General features: G+C 43.6%; 2 protein-coding genes. Both read left to right on the forward strand.

What is annotated here, in order from left to right; genetic code table 11:
* The coding region (locus ABAC460_RS50995) for a hypothetical protein (protein ID WP_031237694.1) at positions 1-231 on the forward strand (231 nt) is incomplete at its 5' end.
* A gap of 27 nt (positions 232-258) precedes the next feature.
* Positions 259-613 (forward strand): hypothetical protein (locus ABAC460_RS0125425; RefSeq protein ID WP_031237697.1); only part of this gene is annotated, 355 nt, incomplete at its 3' end.

Consider the following 613-nt stretch of genomic DNA (forward strand, 5'->3'; position numbering starts at 1 on the left):
CTTGGTTTGCTCGGTGTGTCTATCAAAGCACAATGGTTCCGTTGGGTATTGAATGGCAGAAAAATAAAGATAGGGAAAAACGCTTTTCTGAGCCCAAAAACCTACGAATTCGTGAATGAAAACACATCTCAACATCTGAAGAGCTGGATTCGAAAAGACTTCATATTAAGCGTGTTGAAAATGGGGTGTTTGGCGTTGATGTGTATCTTTGCTTTTTTGAGTAAGACATAACGCCCCTTGAACCTTAGCCGGTGGCTTATGAAAATAGCATCACTTATTGCAGCCGTGCTGCTCTTAGTTTGTTGGCTTGCTCAATATATTTACTCTCGTCGCTATAAACGCGAGTTTGATGTTTTTTATCAACGCTATACCCAACAGGGCCACTTTGTCCCTGCACACGTCGCAATTGCCGATGGCCTTGGCTCTTTAGGTACTTCCATCAAAGCCCAATGGTTCAGATGGATCCTTTGCGGCAAGAAAATCATAGTGAAGAAAAACCAATATCTTCCCGCCAAGACCTATGAATTTGTTCGTCTTTCATCATCTGAACGCTTGCAGACCTGGATGAAAAACAACGGCACGCTTTTGGCGCTGGAAGGCCTGCTCTTCATCA

The organism is Asticcacaulis sp. AC460 (assembly GCF_000495795.1).
Classification (GTDB): Bacteria; Pseudomonadota; Alphaproteobacteria; order Caulobacterales; family Caulobacteraceae; genus Asticcacaulis.